Below are 17,519 nucleotides of genomic sequence, written 5' to 3'. Positions count from 1 at the left end.
GGACCCAGCCATGCCCAATCCGCGTGGATTTCTGCCGAAGGCGCTGTGCGTGCTCGCGGCAGCCGGACTGGCTGGGGCCCTTCTCGCCGCACCCGCCCAAGCGGTGAGAACGGAACAGATGACCAGCAGTTGCGCGGCGGCGGATCCGGACGTGCCCAAGGAGCAGTTCCGGGCGATGTGGATCGCGACCGTCGTCAACATCGACTGGCCGTCCAGGCCGGGGCTCCCGGTCGCCGACCAGAAGGCGGCGTACACGCGCTGGCTGGACGAGGCGGTGGCGCGCAAGTTCAACGCGGTGATCGTCCAGGTGCGGCCGACGGCGGACGCGTTCTGGCCGTCGCCGTACGAGCCGTGGTCGCAGTGGATCACCGGCGCCCAGGGGCAGAACCCGGGCTACGACCCGCTCGCGTTCTTCGTCGCCGAGGCGCACAAGCGCAACCTGGAGTTCCACGCCTGGTTCAACCCGTACCGGGTGAGCATGCAGACCGACCCAGCGCAGCTGGTGCCGACGCACCCGGGCCGCGTGCACCCGGAGTGGATCCTCCCGTACGGCGGGAAGCTCTACTACAACCCGGGCATTCCGGCGGTGCGCGCGTTCGTCGAGGACGCGATCATGGACGCGGTCAAGCGGTACGACATCGACGGCGTGCACTTCGACGACTACTTCTACCCGTATCCCGTTGCCGGACAGGTGTTCGCCGACGACGCGACGTACGCGCAGTACGGCGCGGGCTTCGCCACCAAGCTGGACTGGCGGCGGAACAACATCGACCTGCTCATGCAGGAGCTCGACCAGAAGATCCACGCGGCGAAGCCGTGGGTGAAGTTCGGCGTGAGCCCCTTCGCTATCTGGCGGAACAAGTCGACGGACCCGACCGGCTCGGACACCCAGGGCGGCGTGCAGACCTACGACGACCTCGGCGCGGACACCAAGAAGTGGGTGCGCGAGGGCTGGCTCGACTACATCACCCCGCAGATCTACTGGAACATCGGCTTCACGGTCGCCGACTACCAGAAGCTCGTGCCGTGGTGGTCGGACGTGGTCGCCGGGACCGATGTGCAGCTGATCATCGGGCAGGCGACGTACAAGGCCGGAACGACGACGCAGGTGCCCGGCTGGGGTGACCCGGCGGAGATGTCGAAGCACCTGTTCCTGAACCGCTCGTACCCGGCCGTGGTCGGCGACATCTTCTTCTCGGCGAAGGACGTCCGGGCGAACCGGCTCGGCGGCATGGACGTCGTGGTGGCGGACCACTACAGCCGGCCGGCGTTCACTCCGGTGGCCGAGCAGCTCGGTGGCGCGGCGCCGCGCCAGCCCGCGCTGATCGCGCCGCGCCGTTCCGCGGACGGTGTCGAGCTGCGCTGGATCGACGCGCAGCAGTCGAGCAAGCGGGCGACGTCGTACGCGATCTACCGGTTCGAGGGCAAGCGGGACCTGTCGTCGTGCGACTTCCAGGACGCCTCCGGGCTGCTGGCGCACGTACGGTCGGACGGGTCGGCGACGCAAGAGTGGGTTGACACGACGGCCGAAACCGGCAAGTTCTACACCTACGCCGTGAGCGGCCTGGACCGCCTCTCGAACGAGAGCGCGCCGTCGCACGAGCGGGTGGTCGGCCGGTAGGTCGTCGCCGCTCGCTCGCGCGAGTCGGTAGGTTGACCCGCGTGGGTGAAGGCACACTGACCGGGCTCGACGAGGCGACGTTCGAACAACTCGTCGACGCGCATCGACACGAGCTGCGGGTGCACTGCTACCGGATGCTCGGGTCGTTCGAGGAGGCCGAGGACCTCGTCCAGGAGACGTTCCTGCGCGCCTGGCGGGGTCGCGCGGACTTCGAGGGGCGGGCGTCGCTGCGTACGTGGCTGTACCGGATCGCCACGAACGCCTGCCTCGACGCGCTCGACCGGCTGAAGCGCCGGGCGCTCCCCTCGCAGCTGATGCCGGCCTCCGGTCCCGAGGCGGACCTGCCGCTCAACACCGACGTCGCCTGGCTGCAGCCCTACCCGGACGAGCTGCTCGACCTGGCTGCGCCTGGCGACGCGCCGGACGCGATGGTGGTCGCGCGGGAGACGATCGAGATCGCGTACATCGCGGCACTCCAGCTGCTGCCCCCGAAGCAGCGCGCGACGTTGATCCTGCGGGACGTGCTCGCCTGGTCCGCGAAGGACACCGCGGCGCTGCTCGAGCTGTCCGTCCCGTCGGCGAACAGCGCCCTACAACGTGCGCGGGCGACGCTGAAGGAGCAGCTGCCCGCGCAGCGGTCCGACTGGTCGGTCACGTCCGAGCTCACGGCCGGACAGCGCGAGGCGGTGCGCAAGTTCATGGATGCGCACCAACGTTCCGACATCAACGCGCTGGCGGAGCTGCTCGCCGACGACGTCCGCGCGACGATGCCGCCGCTGTCGATGTGGTACGACAACAAGGCCGACGTCGTCGGCGTCACGTCGGGCAGCTACGACCCGAACTCGCCGCACTACATGGGCGAATGGCGTTCGCACCTGACGTTCGCCAACCGTCAGCCCGCGTTCGTGAGCTACCGGCGCGCGCCCGGCGACACGGTGTTCCGCGCGTTCGGCGTCGGTCTGCTCCGCTTCGACGGTGATCTCATCGTGGAGATGACGTCGTTCATCGACACCAGCATGTTCCCCGTTTTCGGACTACCCATGGAGCTCGACGAGTGAACGTTCGCCGCTTCCCCGACCGCGCGGTCCTCGGCCGCGAGGCCGCCGCCGACATCGCCGCGTTCCTGCGGGAGCGCCTTGCCAGCAAGGCGAACGTCCGGGTCGTCTTCGCCGCCGCGCCGAGCCAGCAGGAGACGCTGTCGGCACTCGTCGAGGCGCCGGATCTCGACTGGTCGCGGATCACCGCGTTCCACATGGACGACTACCTCGGCCTGCCCGCGGACGCGCCCCAGGGGTTCGGCAACTGGCTGCGGCGCGTGATCTTCGACCACGTGCCGGTCGGATCTGTTCACCTGATGCGGACCGACGGCGACCCGGTCGCGCGGTCGAAGGAGTACGCGGACCTGCTCGCCGAGGCGCCCGTTGACGCTGTCTGCTTGGGGATCGGCGTGAACGGGCACATCGCGTTCAACGATCCGCCGTACGTCGACTTCGCGGATCCGCTTGCGGTGAAGGTCGTCACACTCGACTCGGTGTCGCGTCAACAGCAGCTTGACGAGGGTCACTTCCCGACGTTCGACGCGGTGCCCTCGCAGGCGATCACGCTGACGGTGCCGCGACTGCTCGACGCGGATCGGCTGTTCTGCATGGTGCCTGGTGTCGCGAAGGCCCCGGCGGTGCGGCGTACGTTGCACGACGAGATCACCACGGACTGCGCGTCGACCATCCTTCGTACGCACGCCGACTGCACTCTCTATCTCGATGCGGACTCCGCGAGTGAGCTCGACTGAGCTGACCGGGCGCGACCCTTCGACGGGCCGCCCGGTCGCCGTCCTGGTCACCGACGGGATGATCGCGTCCATCGGCCCGGGGCCTGCGGCCGAGGAGGTGTGGCTGGCGCCGGGGCTGATCGACTTGCAGGTCAACGGGTTCTGCGGGCACGACGTGAACGGCGCGCCCGACCCTGCCGCGGTGGTCGCGATGGTGCACGCGCTGTTCTCCATCGGTGTGACGACGGTCGTTCCGACGGTGATCACCGCGTCAGAGGAACAGATCGTGCTGGCGTTGCGGGCGATCGCCGCGGCGCGCGCGGCGGACCCGTTGGTCGCGCACGCCGTTCCGTACGCGCACGTGGAGGGTCCGTACCTGTCCGGTGAGGACGGGCCGCGCGGCGTCCATCCTTCGGAGCATATCCGGGCACCGTCGGTCGCGGAGTTCGTCCGGTGGCAGCGTACGAGCGGCGATCTCGTGGGCGTGGTCACGCTCTCGCCGCACTTCGCCGAATCGTCTTCCTACATTGCCGATCTGGCCTCGCGTGGCGTGCACGTGGCGATCGGTCACACACACGCCACGCCGGAGCAGATCCTCGCCGCGGGCGACGCGGGGGCGACCCTGTCGACGCACCTGGGCAACGGCTCGCACACCGTACTTCCCCGCCATCCGAACTACCTGTGGGCTCAGCTGGCGGACGACCGACTGAACGCCGGCTTCATCGCGGACGGACATCACCTCTCGCGCGAGACGTTGATCGCGATGCTGCGGGCGAAGTCGCTGGACCGCTCGTTCCTCGTGTCGGACGCTGTCGCGTTGGCAGGTTCGCCACCCGGCTCGTACTCGACTCCGGTCGGCGGGACGGTCGAGCTGACGGCCGATGGCCGGCTGGAGCATGGCACCACGGGGATGCTCGCCGGCGCGGCTCGTTCGCTCGCCGACGGGGTGGCGAACGTGGCGAGGCTCGGCCCGTTCTCGCTCGGCCAGGCCGTCCGGCTCGCGACCTCGTCGCCGGGGCGGTTCTGCGGCGGGCGGGGCGTGCTGCGCGTCGGCGCGCCCGCGGACCTGGTGACGTTCCGGTGGCAGCCAGGCGACCCGACGCTGGCCGTCGAGCAGGTGCTCGTCGGTGGTCAGTCGCCGATCTCGCGCGCGTAGGTCTGCAAGGTGTCCACGAACAGCTGACGCTGCTCCGCCGTGAGCGGGTCGAACGCCACCCGCCACGCGTGCGCGAACCCCGCGAGCCACTCCTCGATCGCCTCCCGATGCGCTGGCGCGATCGAGACGATCGCGCGGCGCCGGTCGTTCGGGTCCTCCTGCCGCTCGAGCACACCCTGGCGGCTGAGGTCGCTCACCATCAGGCTCACCGTCGCGGGCGCCACCTCGAGGCGCTGGGCCAGCTCGTTCACGCCGAGCGGGCCGTCGAACACCAGGTACGACAGCAGCGACCGATGCCGGGGCGCGAGCGCGAAGTCGTCCAGCGCCTGAGGTTGGGACACCCGCTTGAGCCGGCCCATCATGCGCGGCAGGAGCAGCAGCATCGCCCGGATCGCGTCGTCGGTACTCACACCGCTTGACATACCTTTGTCTCCAAAATAGCTTTGCGGACAAAGCTAACCTCGCGGAGTTGACGATGACTGAATACCACCAGAGCACGGCGATCACCGACCATCTCAAGCAGATCCACGACGGGTTGCGGGCCGAGCTCGCGACGCTTCACTCGAGCGTCTCCGACTATCTCGCCGGACATGCGGAGGGGGTTGAGGTCCCGCGGCCGGAGCTGGGCGAGCAGCTGCGGCGGCATTGCCTCACGTTCTGCTCGCACCTGCACGGGCATCACGACCGGGAGGAGCTCACGTTCGACGAGCTCGAGCCTCAGCGGCCCGAGCTGGGGCCGATGCTCGACCGGCTGCGGGCCGAGCACCAGGTCGTGCTGGAGCTGAACGAACGGATCGCTCGACTGGTCTCGGACCTGTCCGCCGACGACCTGGCCGCCGAGCTCGCCACGTTGACGTCGCGGCTGGAGGCGCACTTCTCCTATGAGGAGACCGAGCTCGGTCCCGCGCTGGACGCGGCAGCCTAGCCGGGTGCCGTGGTCCTTTCCCTCTGGCCGGACGGTCCGCACCCCACCGGCGACGTGGCCCCTCGGCCAGAGGGAAGGGGCCACGTTCCAGCACCCGGCTCGGAGCGCGCCAGCGCGACCATGCAACTAGACGACCGGGTCGGGGTCGGGGGCCAGGTCGCCGTTCGCCTCCGCCTCCGACTCCGGCGCGGTGCCGCGGACGTGGGCGCGGATCGGCTCGAGGTTGGCGAGCGGAGCGAAGTAGCCCGTGATGCCGTGGTCGAACGTCAGGGCGTGGATGCCCTCGTTCGCCCACGCGGCAGACTGGGCGACGGCGTCGTCCGGCGTCATCGCGAGCACGAACGCACTGCCGTCGGCGGTCGCGTAGCCGTTGGAGACCGCGAAGTTCCTGGCCCGCTTGGCGGAGGTGAACCCGAGTAGGAACGGCTTGTCGTCGAACACGCCGACGAACGGGTGCGGGTTGTCCGGCTCGCCGCGCTGCACGAACCACCAGCGCTCGAGCTCGAACGTCGCCGACCAGAGCGCGGTCAGGTGGTCCTGGCTGGCGTCGTTCTTCGCCACGTACGCCAACTGGTCGATCCGCGCCTGCGCGTCCAGCTCATCCGTCACCTTGCTACTCCCCTCGTACCGGCGACGGGTAAGCCTAGCGCCGTGGTCCTTTCGCTCTGGCCGTGCTACCAGCACCCGACTGACCACGTGGCCCTTCGGCCAGAGGGAAGGGGCCACGTTCAAGCGCTAGGCACGTCGCGCGGAGCGCGACCATGACACCCCCTACTTAGGTCCGTCGCCAGACGGTGCCGCGGCGGTCGTGACCGATGCGCTGCTCGATCCACACGGCGGCCTCCCTCGCGTCCCAGCGCTCGGCCAACAGGTAGAGCGCGAGGTCGAGGCCGGCGAGCCAGCCGCTGCCGGAGGTGACGATATCGCCGTCGTCGACGATCCGCGCCTCGACGACGTCGGTCCACTTGGCGAGGTAATCATAGTCGTGCTTGAACGTCGTCGCTGGCCTGCCTTCGAGCAGGCCCGCCGCGCCGAAGATCAGCGCGCCGGAGTCGACGCCGGCGAGGATCAGCCGGTCGCCGGCTTGCTCCTTGAACGCCTTGACCTGCGCCGGCAGCTCGCTCGCCTCGATCACCTCGACGTCCCAGCCGCCGGCGACGATCAGTGCGTCGGCGTTGTCGGGATCCCAGGCCGTGAGTCCGCCGAACCTCGTGCCGTAGCAGCCGGCAATCTCCTGCTGGCCGTCGACCGTGACCATGGTGGGCTCGACGTCCACGCCCATCGCCTTCGCTCTCGCGAGGATGTCGAACGGGAGGAGGGCGTCCATCTCGGCGATGCCGTCGTACATCAAGACCTGTGCGCGCATTCGGCCACCCTCCCCTTCGCCGGCGGTCGCGGCCAATGGCGTTATTGACACACTTCGATAGATTCTCGCCATGCATCGGGTCGCCGTTCTCGCCCTGCCGGGGGTGGTCGCGTTCGAGCTCGCGATCCCCTGCCAGGTCTTCGCTTCGGCGCGCTCTGCCCGTCCCCTTTATGAGGTGCTGGTCTGCGCCGAACGCCGGCGCGTCGCCGCGATGGCCTCCTTCGACACGGTCTTCGAGGTCGTCGCGCCGTACGGGCTGGACACCGTCGCGTCGGCGGACACCGTGATCGTTCCGGCCTCCCTGGCGGAGACACCGTCGCCCGCCGTCCTCGCCGCCCTGCGTGCCGCCCGGGCGCGGGGTGCGCGGATCGCCTCGATCTGCACCGGCGCGTACGTTCTCGCTTCCGCGGGGCTGCTCGACGGCTTGCGCGCGACGACGCACTGGGCGCACTGCGAGCGGCTCGCCGCGCTGCATCCTTCGGTCAGCGTGGACCCGGCGGTGCTGTTCGTGGACGAGGGCCACGTGCTCACCGCGGCGGGGTTGGCGGCCGGCCTCGACCTGTGCCTGCACCTCGTCCGCCGCGACCACGGCGCCGCCGAGGCCGCGTACGTCGCGCGCCGGATCGTGATGCCGCCGCATCGAGACGGCGGCCAGGCGCAGTACCTGACGTACGCCGACGCGGGCACCTCCGCCGACGGGTCGCTCGAACCCACCCTCACCTGGCTGCGCACCCGCCTCGGCGAGGAGGTCTCGCTCGCGGAGATCGCCCAGCACGCGATGGTCAGCCCGCGGACGCTGCTACGCCGCTTCCGCTCAGAGACGGGCACCACGCCCTTGCGCTGGCTCATCCACCAGCGACTGGACCGGGCGCGTCAGCTGCTGGAGACGACGGACCTGACCGTGGACGAGGTCGCGAAGGCCAGCGGCCTCACCACGGCGCTGTCCCTCCGCCAACACTTCGCCCGCCACCTCGCGACGACCCCCACCCAGTACCGCCGGACCTTCCAGTCGACAGGCAGCTAGCCGCTCCACGCCACCACTCGCAGGCACGTCTCCGCCGCGCATCGCAGCTGGCGGGCCGGTCGCCATCACACCGTCGCGATGGCGATCCGGTGGCCATCCATCTCAACGGTCTCGATGAGCTTGCGCAGATCACCCGGATCGCTCGTCACAACACCGGCGCGGCGCTTCCACGCGGTGGCCACGACGATCGCGTCGATCGCATCGCGGGTCCTGCTTCGACCGAGGAGAACGCCTGCCTGCTTGGCGATCTCCTCGTCGCTCGGATCGATCTGGCAGCCTCGCAGCACCCACGCGAGGCGCGCTTGACGCGAGTCCCCACGCCAGACCTGCGCGAGCACCGGCGAAGGCACGGTGATCTCCCGCCCGCTGGCGAGCGCCTCGGTGTGCAGGAGGAGCAACCGGCGGCTGCCCTTCTCCGCGGCCACGAGCGCACCGGCGTCGTACACGAGTGGCGATGTCGTATCGATCGGAACGCTCATCCTGCTTGGCGCTCCGGCTCCAGCGCTCCCCGCATCTCGGCGTCCACCCGAGCCAGCTCCGCGCGCGCCCACGCGCGTTCCTCAGGTGTGATCGGCCCTTCCTCGCGCTCGATTTCGGCAACCGCGGCGAGCCCGTCTTCGGTCCGAGCACGATGCTCTGCCGCACCGGCGATCCACGTAGACAGCGGCATGCCAGCACGTTTCGCCAGCTCCTTGGCGTGCTTCAGCAACTCTTCGGAGATCGTGATCGTGACCTTCCTGGATGCCATACCGTCACCATACCACGATATGGCGCCGCGTTCGCCGCTGGCGAACGAGCATGCGAATACACGTTCGAATCGGTATGGTCGCCATCAAGCGCCTGACGCTACGCACCTTGACAACTGCACAGAGAGAGCACCATCACCCCGCCTCGGCTAGGACGCGCGCAGGTCCATGCCGAGGTCGAGGACGGGGGCGGAATGGGTGAGCGCGCCGACGGCGAGGTAGTCGACGCCGGTCTCGGCGTAGGCGCGGGCGACGTCGAGGGTGAGGCCGCCGGACGCCTCGAGGCGGGTCTTCACGCCGGCGGCGCGGACGCGGCGGACGGCCTCCGCGCAGTCGGCGGGGGTGAAGTTGTCGAGCAGCACGAGCTCGGCACGTTCGGCGAGCATCGCGTCGAGCTCGTCGAGCGTCGTCACCTCGACCTCGCACGGGAGCTCCGGCGCCCGCGCGCGGACGGCGGCGAGCGCGGCGCCGACCGAGCCCGCCGCGACGACGTGGTTGTCCTTCACCAGCACGGCATCCCCGAGGCCGAGCCGGTGGTTGACGCCACCGCCGCAGCGGACCGCGTACTTCTCCAGCAGGCGCAGCCCGGGCAGCGTCTTGCGGGTGTCGCGGATCGCGCAGCCCGTCCCCTCCACCGCGGCGACCCATGCGGCGGTCGCGGTGGCGACGCCGGACAGGTGGGTGAGCAGGTTGAGCGCCGTCCGTTCCGCGGTCAGCAGCGCGCGGACCGGCCCGCGGACGGTCAGCGCGGGCTGGTACGCGGTGAGGTGGGTGCCGTCGTCGAGCCGCGACACCACCTCGATCCGGCCGTCGCCGACCAGGTCGAACACCGCGAGCGCGACCGGTCCTCCGGCCAGTACGCCCGGAGCGCGCGGCGTCAGATCGGCAACGGCGACTGCGTCTTCGGGCACCGTCGCCGCGGTCGTGGCGTCCGGCCCGTAGCGGAGGTCTTCCGTCAAGGCGGTGTTGACGACGCGGAGGACGTCGTCGACATCGAGGCCGGACTTGTCCAGCGCGGCGCGCGTGGCGGGCGAGATCATGCGACACCCGCCAGCTCGTACCGGGAGACCATGTGCGGCGCGCCGGAGTCGTCCGCCCGGTAGGCGATCGTCGTGCGCCAACGCGCGTCGTCCCGCGACGGGAAGTCGTGGCGAACGTGGCAGCCACGCGACTCCTCGCGCTCCGACGCGGCCAACGCCAGCACCCGCGCGGTCATCGCGAGCGCGGCATCCTCGACGTCCCGGCGGGACCGCAGGGCGCCGACCGCGGAGGTCTTGTCGAGCACCGCGGCCACCTCGGCGAGGCCGACGGCGTCGCGGCCGATCCCGGCATACCGGCTCATCGCCTGCTGCAGGGCCGCGCGGTCCGCGATCGGTACGACGGGCCACCGTTGCGCCTCGGCCCGGCGTACGTGGGCGATCGCCCCGGTCGCGAGATCGGACGCCACCGCGCGGGCAGCTCGACCGCCGACCACGAGGCCTTCGAGAAGGCTGTTCGAGGCCAGCCGGTTGGCGCCGTGCAGACCGGTCCGCGCGACCTCGCCTGCGGCGTACAGGCCCGACACCGTCGTACGTCCGTCCACCGAGGCCACCACGCCGCCACAGCCGAAGTGCGCGGCCGGGGCAACCGGGATCGGCTCCACCGACGGGTCGATGCCCGCCGCCGCGCAGGCGGCGAACACGGTCGGGAAGCGCGCCTGGAAGTGCGGTCGCGTCAGGTGGGTGGAGTCGAGGAACACGTGGTCGTCGATGCCGCCGGGCGCGTCCAGCAGCCGGCGGGTGATCGCCGCCGACACCACGTCGCGCGGGGCCAGGTCGGCGAGCGGGTGCACGCCTTCCATCACCCGCGCGCCGGCGCCGTCGACGAGGAACGCGCCCTCGCCGCGGACGGCCTCGGTCACCAGCGGGCGGCGGCCGTACGCACCCGCGCCGGTGTAGAGAACGGTGGGGTGGAACTGGACGAACTCCAGGTCCGCAACCTCCGCCCCCGCCCGCAGCGCGAGCGCGATGCCGTCGGCGGTCGCGACGTCGGGGTTCGAGGTCGCCTGGTAGAGCTGCCCGAGGCCGCCCGTCGCGAGCAGTACGGCAGGCGCCTGCAGCATCCCGATCCCGGACTCGTCCAGCACGACGAGACCCGCGCAGGCGCCGGCTGAGGTGAGCATGAGCTGGAGCGCGACGGTCTGCTCGAGCACCGCCACCTCGTGCGTCCGGGCGGTCGCGAGCAGGGCTCGTTCGACCTCCGCGCCGGTCGCGTCACCGCCGGCGTGGATCACGCGGAACGCGGTGTGCCCGCCCTCGCGGGTACGGGCGAGCCGCCCGTCCGGGCCGGGGTCGAAGACCGCGCCCTCGTGCCGGAGCTGCGCCACCGCACCGGGCCCGTCGACGAGGATCGTCGTCACCGCGTCCTCGTCGCACAGCCCGGCACCGGCGACGAGCGTGTCGTCGATGTGCTGGCGGATCGAGTCGTGCTGGCTCGCCTCGCCCGGCATCGCGACCGCGATGCCGCCCTGAGCCCAGCGCGTGTTGCCGTCGTCCGCGACACCCTTGGTCACGACCAGCACGTTCAGGCCGAGGCGCTTGGCCTCGGTCGCGGCGGTCAGGCCCGCCACGCCGGTGCCGACCACGACGAGGTCGGCGGTCGCCTCCCAGGTCATTCGCCGCCTCCAGGCTGACCGATCTCCACCATCCGTTGCACGGCGCCGCGAGCCCGTGCCGCGATCGCCGGGTCGACGTGCACCTCGTCCGCGCCGTCGCGCAGGCAGCGCAGCAGGGCGGCGGGCGTGATCATCTTCATGTAGCGGCAGGAGGCGCGCTCGTTCACCGCGCGGAAGTCGACGCCCGGCGCGGCCTTGCGGAGCTGGTGCAGCATCCCGATCTCGGTCGCGACCAGCACCGAACGGGACTTGGTCTCGCGGGCCTCGTCGAGCATGCCGCCGGTGGACAAGATCTTCACCCGGTCGGCCGGCACGGCACCCGCGCCCGCGAGATAGAGCGCCGACGTGGCGCAGCCGCACTCCGGGTGGATGAAGAGGTCGGCGTCGGGGTTCTCCGCGGCCCGCTCGGCGAGCTCGGCGCCGTTGATGCCGGCGTGGACGTGGCACTCCCCCGCCCAGATGTGCAGGTTCTCGCGTCCGGTCACCCGGCGAACGTGCGCGCCGAGGAACATGTCCGGGAGGAACAGCACCTCCTGGTCGGCGGGGATCGACTGGACGACCTCGACCGCGTTCGACGAGGTGCAGCAGATGTCGGTCTCGGCCTTCACCTCGGCCGTCGTGTTGACGTACGACACCACGACCGCGCCCGGGTGCTCGGCCTTCCACGCGCGCAGCTGGTCGGCGTCGATCGAGTCGGCGAGCGAACAGCCGGCCCGCGCGTCCGGGATCAGTACGGTCTTGTCCGGGCTGAGGATCTTGGCGGTCTCGGCCATGAAGTGCACGCCGCAGAACACGATCGTGGACGCGTCGCTCGTCGCCGCGATCCGGCTCAGCGCGAGCGAGTCGCCGGTGAAGTCGGCGATGTCCTGGATCTCGGGGATCTGGTAGTTGTGCGCGAGCAGCACCGCGTCGCGTTCGCGGGCGAGCCGGCGTACCTCCTCCCGCCATGCCTCGTCCGGCACCACCCCGACGTAGCCGCCAGAGGTACGTTCGATCACCGCGGTCATCGACTGCTCTCCCTCACCCGAAGGGGTTTGGCAGGGCTCCCCGTCGAGCCCCCTCCTCACCCCTAACCCCGTGCGATCGCGGGCTCTTCCCGCCACGCCGAGGTTTTCGTCTATGAATCGAAAACTGCCATGGATACTATCACCGCGTGAGCGAATTGGGGCATGAGGTTCTCGCCGCCGTGCTCCAAGTCCGGTCCCGGTCACTGCAGGTCCTGCTTTGGCGGCGGGCGCGAGAACCGCAGGTCGGCCGCTGGTCCCTCCCCGGCGGACAGCTCGGCGCGACCGAGGACATCGAGGCGTCCGTACGCCGCCAGCTCGCCGAGAAGGTCGACGTCAGACAGCTCTCCCACGTCGAGCAGCTGGCCGTGTTCAGCGCCCCGGACCGGGTGCCCGGCGACCGGGTGATCGCGAGCACGTTCCTCGCGCTGGTGCGCTCCGACAACGACCCGGTGATCCCGGACGACACCTCGTGGTTCCCGATCGACGCGCTGCCGGACACCGCGTTCGACCACCAGGCGGTCGTGCTGCGCGCCCGGGACCGGCTCCGGTCGAAGCTGTCGTACACGAACGTCGGGTTCGCGCTCGCGGCGCCGGAGTTCACCGTGTCGGCGCTGCGCGACGTCTACTCGGCGGCGCTCGGCTACCGGGTGTCGGCGACCAACCTGCAGCGCGTCCTCTCCCGGCGCGGGCAGCTCGAGCCGACCGGCGAGACCGTGCCACCGGGTCCGAGCGGCGGCCGTCCGGCAGCGCTGTTCCGCTTCGCCCGCGCGAGCATCCAGATCACCGACCCGTTCGCGGTGTTCCGTCCGCCCGCGACCACTCCTCCCCCGGCTCCGCCTTCCCCGCCTACGGAGTCTGCTTCGCGAGCTTGAACAGCTTGTCGAGCACGTCGCTCACCCGGATGCCGTCGTGCTCGTACTCGTTGGTGATCCACGGCGTCACCCGCTTGACCGCCTTGGCGGTCTCGAGGGAGAGCTCGCGGGGTACGTAGAGGTCGTTGTAGTACACCGCGGCGAACACCGGCACCTCGTTGCGCGCGAGCTGCTCGACGTCGTACAGGGCGGGCCAGTCTTCCTTGTGCGCAAGGAGGTTCGCGGTCTCGCGCAGCGGAACGAGCGCCGGATCCTCGTCGAAGAAGAACGGGTAGATCACCTCGCCGGTGAACAGGAACGGCCGCTCGTCGTCGAGGTGGAACTCCTTGCGTTCGGTGTAGACCCGTTCGGCGGCCCAGCGGCTGGCCGCTCCGTGCTGGTAGATGGACTCGTGCAGCACCGCGTAGAGCGGGCCCTCGGCGAAGCTCAGCCCCGAGCCGACCGCGTGCAGGAACGTGTCGGACAGCTCGTCGCCGGCGCTGCCCGGGAGGAACGCCTCCTCCAGCACGTAGTGCAGGCCGTCGAAGACCCCGCGCATGCCGAGTCCGTGGCCGGCGGTCTGGAAGCGGCGCGGTGAGAAGCGCTCGCCGGTGGGCAGCCGGACGTCGTTCTCGGTGAGGTGCCGGACGATCCGCGCGCACAGCTCGCGGTCGTCGGGGTGCAGGGCGAAGTAGGCCTCGTTCTTCTCCACCATGTGGTCGTACGTCGTCTCGTACACCACGTCGGCCGTGCCCTGGAGCGACGGCAGCCCGCCGGTGACGAACGCCTCCTTCACCCCGGCCGGCGCGAACGAGAGGTAGGTGAGGATGCAGAAGCCGCCGTAGCTCTGGCCGAGCAGGGTCCACGGGGTGTCGCCGCCGAGCGCTTTGCGCAGCGCCTCGGAGTCGTGCACGATCGCGTCGGCGCGGAAGTGCTGGAGGTACTCCGCCTGCTCCTCGGGACCGCCGCGGCGGGCGAGCGTCTGCCGGTTCGCATGCGTCGACAGGCCGGTGCCGCGCTGGTCGAGCAGGACGACGCGGTAGTCCCGCAGCGCCCGTTCGACCCACGCGTCGGAGCCCGGCCGCGGGCTCTTGCCGCCGGGGCCGCCCTGCAGGAACAGCAGCCGCGGCTGGTTGTCGTCCGCCTTGTCCACCTTGACGAGCTCGCGGGCGAAGACCTCGAGCTGCTCCCCGTCCGGCGCGTGGTGGTCGAGCGGGACATCGAGCCGGTGCTCGATCGTGACGAGGTCCTGATGCCGATACGTACGGCTGCGCAGCGCGTTCACTCTCGACGTTCTACTCCACCCTCAGGCAGGCGCGCCACGATTTAGCTCAGCCGCATGGCGAGTGCCAGGGCGAGAAACGCGGTGGCCCGCGCGGTGGCGATGTGTCCACGGTCGATCACGCAAGGATTCCCAGCAGAATTCGTGTCGACCATGTCGAGGACCTGGCAACGGCTCCGTCTGACTCACGAATGGCGCCCACGAGGGGTGCCGAGCACGAGAGGCAAGAACTGAGATGACGAAGACGATGTCGCAGCAGGAGATCTCCGAGGTCATGAACAAGCCGTACGCGCAGCAACTGCTGAACGGGGTGGCCATCGCGCGGTTCGCGTACAACAACGTCGACGGGGAGCCGCGGGTCGTGCCGATCGGGTACGCCTGGGACGGTGCGCGGGTGCTGATCGCCACGGTGCCGAAGGCCGCCAAGGTCGCCGCGCTGCGGAAGGACCCGAAGGTCGCGCTCACCATCGACACCACCGGGTACCCGCCGAAGGTCCTGCTGCTGCGCGGCACCGCGTCCGTCGAGGTCGTCGACGGCGTTCCCGACTTCTACATCGAGGCCGGCCGACACGTCGGGGAAGAGGCCTTCCCCGAGTGGGAGGCCGGGGTTCGGGCGCTCTACGACGAGATGGCCGTGATCAGCATCGAGCTGCACTGGGCCAAACTGCTCGACTTCGAGACCACCATCCCCAAGGCGGTCGAGGACCTGATCCGCGAGAAGGCCGAAGCCCAGCAGGGCTGAAAGGACGAACGACGATGACCCGTTTCCTGATCCTGACGAAGTACGACGAGAACCTCGACGCCCCGCCGCTCGCCGAGTGGGACCCGAACGACCTCGATGCCCACATGGAGTACCTGCGTGCGCTGAACCAGGAGCTGATCGAGAACGGCGAGCTGGTCGAGATGCAGGCGCTCACCGGACCTGAGCTCGCGAAGGTCGTCCAGTCCGACGGGCAGAACGCGCCCGTCGTCACCGACGGCCCGTTCCCCGAGGCCAAGGAACTGCTCGCCGGCTACCAGCTGGTCGACGTCGAGACCGAGGACCGCGCGGTCGAGATCGCGGCGCTGGTGTCCGCGGCGCCGGGGCCGAACGGGGTGCCGTTGGGGCAGCCGATCGAGGTCCGGCAGGTGATGTTCCGCATTCCCGGGACGGACGTGTGAGCGCCGAAGCGCCGATCGAGGACCTGCTGCGTGAGCTCGGGCCGCAGGTCCTCGGCGCCGTCGTCCGGCGGTACGGCGACTTCGACGCCGCCGAGGACGCGGTGCAGGAGGCGTTGCTCGCCGCCGTTCTGCACTGGCCGAAGGACGGGCGACCGGACAACCCGCGCGGCTGGCTGATCCAGACCGCTGTCCGCAAGCTCACCGACCACTACCGCAGCAACCAGGCGCGGCGACGGCGCGAGGTGAACGAGGCGTGGCGGGAGGTGCCGCAGGGCAGGACCGAGCAGCGCGACGACGCCCTCGAGCTGCTGTTCATGTGCTGCCACCCGTCGCTGTCGCCGGCGTCGGCGGTCGCGCTGACGTTGCGGGCGGTCGGCGGGCTGACGACGGCGGAGATCGCGAACGCGTTCCTCGTCCCGGAGACCACGCTCGCGCAGCGGGTGAGCCGGGCGAAGCAGCGGATCAAGTCGTCGGGAACGTCGTTCGGGACGCCGGACTCGACAGAGTTCGCCGCACGGTTGGAGTCGGTGCTGCGGGTGCTGTACCTGATCTTCAACGAGGGGTATGCGACCAGCATCGGGTCCGCCCTGCACCGGACCGACCTGTCGGGTGAGGCGATCCGGCTGACGCGGAACGTGCACGCGTTGCTGCAGGACGATCCCGAGGTGACCGGACTGCTCGCGCTGATGTTGCTCACCGACGCGCGCCGGCTCGCCCGGACCGACGAGGTCGGGCGGCTCGTTCCGCTCGAGGAGCAGGACCGCTCGCTGTGGGACCGGGCGAAGATCGCCGAGGGCGTGCGCCTCACTGCCACCGCGATGGCCGGCGGCCGGGTCGGCGAGTACCAGCTCCAGGCCGCGATCGCGGCCCAACACGACACCGCCGCGCGGACCGAGGACACCGACTGGGCGCAGATTCTCGCCTTGTATGGCTTGTTGGCGAAGCTCACCGGCAACCCGATGGTCGAGCTCAACCGCGCGATCGCCACAGCGATGGCCAACGGTCCGCAGGCCGGCCTCGACCTGCTCGCCCCGGTCGACGCCCAGCTGGGGGCGCACTACCGGCTGGACGCGGTACGCGGCCACCTGTACGAGCTGCTCGGCGACTCCGACGCCGCGGTCAGCCACTACCGGGCGGCAGCCGGGCGGACCACGAACCTGCCCGAGCGCGACTACCTCGTCCTGCGCGCCGCCCGCCTCAACCGCGGACCGGCCCCGTCCTGATCACCTCTTCGAGCTGATCCGGCTCATTCGGCGACACCCAGCGACCACACCAAGTCGCCCCGGCCGCCCGGTAATCCTCCAGCTCATCCAGATCGGTGACGCCGCCGATCTTGACGTCGAACCCCGGCGGCGCGTCGGCCACCAGGTCGCGTACCGCGTCGACGCTGAGCCCGTACGCGGCGCTGCCGTCCCAGCGCAGGATTCGCCGCCGGACGGCTGGTACGCGCAGGTCGCCGCCCACCCACAACGGGATCCGCGGCCGCTGCACCGGGCGGGCCGCGAGCCGCGCCCCGTTCACCATGTCCCCCGCCAGCAGCGTGGCGAGCGTGGCCACGCCCTCGTCGAGCCGCTTGGCGAGCTCCGCCGGCGAGGTCGACTCCATCGCCAGGAACGGGTCCGACGGGTCGCCCGCACCGACGCCGAGGATCAGCCGGCCGCCGGACAGCCGGTCCACCGAGATCGCCTCGAGCGCGAGCTGCCACGGCCGGCGCCGCGGCACCGGCGTGACCGTGGTGCCGAGCCGGATCCGCTTCGTGGCCGCCGCCATCGCGGCGAGGCAGATCCACGGATCCCAGGTGGGAGTGTCGAGCTGGCCCTGGTAGACGACGTAGTCCTCCAGGAAGAACGCGTCCCAGCCCGCCTCCTCCGCCCGCACGGCGAGCGCCGCCAGTCCGGCCGGGTCGAGCCTCGATCCGGCCGCGCCGGTCGTCACGGAGTACTTCACGCACCCGAGGTT

20 protein-coding genes are annotated in these 17,519 nt (G+C 70.7%); 10 read left to right on the top strand and 10 right to left on the bottom strand.

All coding sequences use genetic code 11. The features are described from left to right. Positions 1-10: 10 nt before the first annotated feature. The 4 genes from JOD67_RS18730 to JOD67_RS18715 are packed head-to-tail and all read left to right on the top strand — an operon-like array spanning position 11 to position 4,545. Positions 11-1,621 (top strand): glycoside hydrolase family 10-like protein, encoded by a 1,611-nt coding sequence (locus tag JOD67_RS18730; RefSeq protein WP_205118896.1) that lies wholly within the window; start codon positions 11-13, stop codon positions 1,619-1,621. Between the two features lie 41 nt (positions 1,622-1,662). Beyond that, a complete protein-coding gene (locus JOD67_RS18725; RefSeq protein ID WP_307782449.1) occupies positions 1,663-2,679 on the top strand; it encodes a sigma-70 family RNA polymerase sigma factor in 1,017 nt (338 codons plus the stop codon). Then, positions 2,676-3,410, top strand: coding sequence for a glucosamine-6-phosphate deaminase (locus tag JOD67_RS18720; protein ID WP_205118895.1), 735 nt, complete (start codon positions 2,676-2,678; stop codon positions 3,408-3,410). Before JOD67_RS18725 ends, JOD67_RS18720 begins: the two co-directional genes overlap by 4 nt. After that, positions 3,397-4,545: an N-acetylglucosamine-6-phosphate deacetylase gene (locus JOD67_RS18715; RefSeq protein WP_205118894.1), complete on the top strand. Its 1,149-nt coding sequence runs from the start codon at positions 3,397-3,399 to the stop codon at positions 4,543-4,545. Before JOD67_RS18720 ends, JOD67_RS18715 begins: the two co-directional genes overlap by 14 nt. On the opposite strand, the gene JOD67_RS18710 is transcribed toward JOD67_RS18715, so the two are convergent. Continuing rightward, on the bottom strand, positions 4,521-4,955 hold the full coding sequence (locus tag JOD67_RS18710) for a MarR family winged helix-turn-helix transcriptional regulator (protein WP_307782448.1): 435 nt from the start codon (positions 4,953-4,955) through the stop codon (positions 4,521-4,523). The genes JOD67_RS18715 and JOD67_RS18710 overlap by 25 nt on opposite strands. Before the next feature lie 65 nt (positions 4,956-5,020). On the opposite strand from JOD67_RS18710, the gene JOD67_RS18705 reads away from it, so the two are divergent. Continuing rightward, entirely contained in the window at positions 5,021-5,470 is a 450-nt protein-coding gene (locus JOD67_RS18705; protein WP_205118892.1) for a hemerythrin domain-containing protein, read from the top strand. A 126-nt stretch (positions 5,471-5,596) separates the two neighbouring features. Here JOD67_RS18705 and JOD67_RS18700 read toward each other — a convergent pair whose 3' ends face one another. Both JOD67_RS18700 and JOD67_RS18695 read right to left on the bottom strand, forming a co-directional pair. Then, positions 5,597-6,079 (bottom strand): hypothetical protein, encoded by a 483-nt coding sequence (locus tag JOD67_RS18700; RefSeq protein ID WP_205118891.1) that lies wholly within the window; start codon positions 6,077-6,079, stop codon positions 5,597-5,599. A 166-nt stretch (positions 6,080-6,245) separates the two neighbouring features. Beyond that, on the bottom strand, positions 6,246-6,836 hold the full coding sequence (locus JOD67_RS18695) for a DJ-1/PfpI family protein (protein WP_205118890.1): 591 nt from the start codon (positions 6,834-6,836) through the stop codon (positions 6,246-6,248). A gap of 70 nt (positions 6,837-6,906) precedes the next feature. Here JOD67_RS18695 and JOD67_RS18690 point away from each other — a divergent pair, with 70 nt between their 5' ends. Further along, positions 6,907-7,860, top strand: a complete 954-nt coding sequence (locus tag JOD67_RS18690) for a GlxA family transcriptional regulator (protein WP_205118889.1) — start codon at positions 6,907-6,909, stop codon at positions 7,858-7,860. A 65-nt stretch (positions 7,861-7,925) separates the two neighbouring features. Here the strand turns inward: JOD67_RS18690 and JOD67_RS18685 are convergent, their stop codons facing one another. From JOD67_RS18685 to nadA, 5 genes are all read right to left on the bottom strand, one after another. After that, the gene (locus JOD67_RS18685; protein ID WP_205118888.1) at positions 7,926-8,339 is read right to left on the bottom strand and encodes a PIN domain-containing protein; all 414 of its coding nucleotides are present in this window, start codon (positions 8,337-8,339) and stop codon (positions 7,926-7,928) included. Further along, a complete protein-coding gene (locus tag JOD67_RS18680) occupies positions 8,336-8,608 on the bottom strand; it encodes a hypothetical protein (protein WP_205118887.1) in 273 nt (90 codons plus the stop codon). The genes JOD67_RS18685 and JOD67_RS18680 overlap by 4 nt, the downstream gene beginning before the upstream one ends. Before the next feature lie 147 nt (positions 8,609-8,755). Further along, positions 8,756-9,646, bottom strand: coding sequence for a carboxylating nicotinate-nucleotide diphosphorylase (gene nadC, locus JOD67_RS18675; RefSeq protein WP_205118886.1), 891 nt, complete (start codon positions 9,644-9,646; stop codon positions 8,756-8,758). Next, the gene (locus JOD67_RS18670) at positions 9,643-11,259 is read right to left on the bottom strand and encodes an L-aspartate oxidase (RefSeq protein ID WP_205118885.1); all 1,617 of its coding nucleotides are present in this window, start codon (positions 11,257-11,259) and stop codon (positions 9,643-9,645) included. Before JOD67_RS18670 ends, nadC begins: the two co-directional genes overlap by 4 nt. Further along, positions 11,256-12,266, bottom strand: a complete 1,011-nt coding sequence (gene nadA, locus JOD67_RS18665; protein WP_205118884.1) for a quinolinate synthase NadA — start codon at positions 12,264-12,266, stop codon at positions 11,256-11,258. Before nadA ends, JOD67_RS18670 begins: the two co-directional genes overlap by 4 nt. Before the next feature lie 146 nt (positions 12,267-12,412). Between nadA and JOD67_RS18660 the strand changes: the two genes are divergently transcribed. Continuing rightward, positions 12,413-13,138, top strand: coding sequence for an NUDIX hydrolase (locus JOD67_RS18660; protein WP_307782447.1), 726 nt, complete (start codon positions 12,413-12,415; stop codon positions 13,136-13,138). Here the strand turns inward: JOD67_RS18660 and JOD67_RS18655 are convergent. After that, positions 13,113-14,402, bottom strand: coding sequence for an alpha/beta fold hydrolase (locus tag JOD67_RS18655; protein WP_307782446.1), 1,290 nt, complete (start codon positions 14,400-14,402; stop codon positions 13,113-13,115). The two genes, JOD67_RS18660 and JOD67_RS18655, sit on opposite strands and share 26 nt — an antisense overlap. Positions 14,403-14,634: 232 nt before the next feature. On the opposite strand from JOD67_RS18655, the gene JOD67_RS18650 reads away from it, so the two are divergent. The 3 genes from JOD67_RS18650 to JOD67_RS18640 are packed head-to-tail and all read left to right on the top strand — an operon-like array spanning position 14,635 to position 16,783. After that, positions 14,635-15,141, top strand: a complete 507-nt coding sequence (locus tag JOD67_RS18650; RefSeq protein WP_239553906.1) for a pyridoxamine 5'-phosphate oxidase family protein — start codon at positions 14,635-14,637, stop codon at positions 15,139-15,141. A 14-nt stretch (positions 15,142-15,155) separates the two neighbouring features. Further along, complete coding sequence (locus tag JOD67_RS18645) at positions 15,156-15,560, top strand: YciI family protein (protein ID WP_205118883.1); 405 nt, start codon at positions 15,156-15,158, stop codon at positions 15,558-15,560. Then, entirely contained in the window at positions 15,557-16,783 is a 1,227-nt protein-coding gene (locus JOD67_RS18640) for an RNA polymerase sigma factor (protein ID WP_205118882.1), read from the top strand. The genes JOD67_RS18645 and JOD67_RS18640 overlap by 4 nt, the downstream gene beginning before the upstream one ends. Here JOD67_RS18640 and JOD67_RS18635 read toward each other — a convergent pair. Beyond that, positions 16,758-17,507, bottom strand: a complete 750-nt coding sequence (locus JOD67_RS18635) for an LLM class flavin-dependent oxidoreductase (protein ID WP_307782445.1) — start codon at positions 17,505-17,507, stop codon at positions 16,758-16,760. The genes JOD67_RS18640 and JOD67_RS18635 overlap by 26 nt on opposite strands. Positions 17,508-17,519 lie beyond the last annotated feature (12 nt).

Origin of the sequence: Tenggerimyces flavus (genome assembly GCF_016907715.1) — a bacterium.
Classification (GTDB): Bacteria; Actinomycetota; Actinomycetes; order Propionibacteriales; family Actinopolymorphaceae; genus Tenggerimyces; species Tenggerimyces flavus.
The sequence above is the reverse complement of the archived record's forward strand: the minus strand, read 5'-3'. Positions and strand labels throughout refer to the sequence as shown.

Coding starts and splice junctions, on each gene's coding strand:
- JOD67_RS18730 (WP_205118896.1), top strand. CDS start 11: ATGCCCAATCCGCGTGGATTTCTGCCGAAGGCGCTGTGCGTGCTCGCG.
- JOD67_RS18705 (WP_205118892.1), top strand. CDS start 5,021: ATGACTGAATACCACCAGAGCACGGCGATCACCGACCATCTCAAGCAG.
- JOD67_RS18695 (WP_205118890.1), bottom strand. CDS start 6,836: ATGCGCGCACAGGTCTTGATGTACGACGGCATCGCCGAGATGGACGCC.
- JOD67_RS18690 (WP_205118889.1), top strand. CDS start 6,907: ATGCATCGGGTCGCCGTTCTCGCCCTGCCGGGGGTGGTCGCGTTCGAG.
- JOD67_RS18685 (WP_205118888.1), bottom strand. CDS start 8,339: ATGAGCGTTCCGATCGATACGACATCGCCACTCGTGTACGACGCCGGT.
- JOD67_RS18680 (WP_205118887.1), bottom strand. CDS start 8,608: ATGGCATCCAGGAAGGTCACGATCACGATCTCCGAAGAGTTGCTGAAG.
- nadC (WP_205118886.1), bottom strand. CDS start 9,646: ATGATCTCGCCCGCCACGCGCGCCGCGCTGGACAAGTCCGGCCTCGAT.
- JOD67_RS18670 (WP_205118885.1), bottom strand. CDS start 11,259: ATGACCTGGGAGGCGACCGCCGACCTCGTCGTGGTCGGCACCGGCGTG.
- nadA (WP_205118884.1), bottom strand. CDS start 12,266: ATGACCGCGGTGATCGAACGTACCTCTGGCGGCTACGTCGGGGTGGTG.
- JOD67_RS18650 (WP_239553906.1), top strand. CDS start 14,635: ATGACGAAGACGATGTCGCAGCAGGAGATCTCCGAGGTCATGAACAAG.
- JOD67_RS18645 (WP_205118883.1), top strand. CDS start 15,156: ATGACCCGTTTCCTGATCCTGACGAAGTACGACGAGAACCTCGACGCC.